1 pseudogene is annotated in these 564 nt (G+C 61.3%); it reads left to right on the plus strand.

What is annotated here, in order from left to right:
- Window positions 1-564 (plus strand): annotated as a pseudogene (locus tag A6A04_RS02260) (DDE-type integrase/transposase/recombinase); the annotation flags it as partial.

Genomic DNA, 564 nt, shown 5'->3' on the forward strand with positions numbered 1-564 from the left:
CTGCAGGACGTCATCCGCCGAAAAATGTGAAGCCTGTTCTCAAGCGCAAGCTGGTTGATGGCGTTTGCAGGGAATGGGGCGTGTCGATCCGGCGGGCCTGCCGGGTGCTTCTGGTGGACACCTCGACCTATCACTACAAATCGCGTCGACAAGAACAGGCTGGTCTTCGGCAACGCATCAAGGAGATCGCGGAAACGCGGGTGCGCTACGGCTATCGCCGGGTGCATGTGTTGTTGCGCCGCGAGGGCTGGTCATTGGGGCAGAACCGGACCTACCGGATTTACCGGGAGATGGGCCTGCAACTGCGCAACAAAGCCCCAAAGCGGCGGGTTAAGGCCAAGCTGCGGGAGGATCGAAAGGAGGCGACCCGGCCCAACGAGACCTGGGCCATGGATTTTGTGCATGACCAACTGGCCACCGGCCGGAAAATCAGGGTGCTGACAGTGGTGGACACCTTCTCGCGGTACGCCCCGGTTCTCGACCCGCGTTTCAGCTACCGGGCCGAGAATGTGGTCCAGACGCTAGAGCAGGTCTGCCGCCAAGTTGGCTATCCAAGGACGATCC

The organism is Paramagnetospirillum marisnigri, assembly GCF_001650715.1.
In the GTDB taxonomy this organism is placed as follows: Bacteria; Pseudomonadota; Alphaproteobacteria; order Rhodospirillales; family Magnetospirillaceae; genus Phaeospirillum; species Phaeospirillum marisnigri.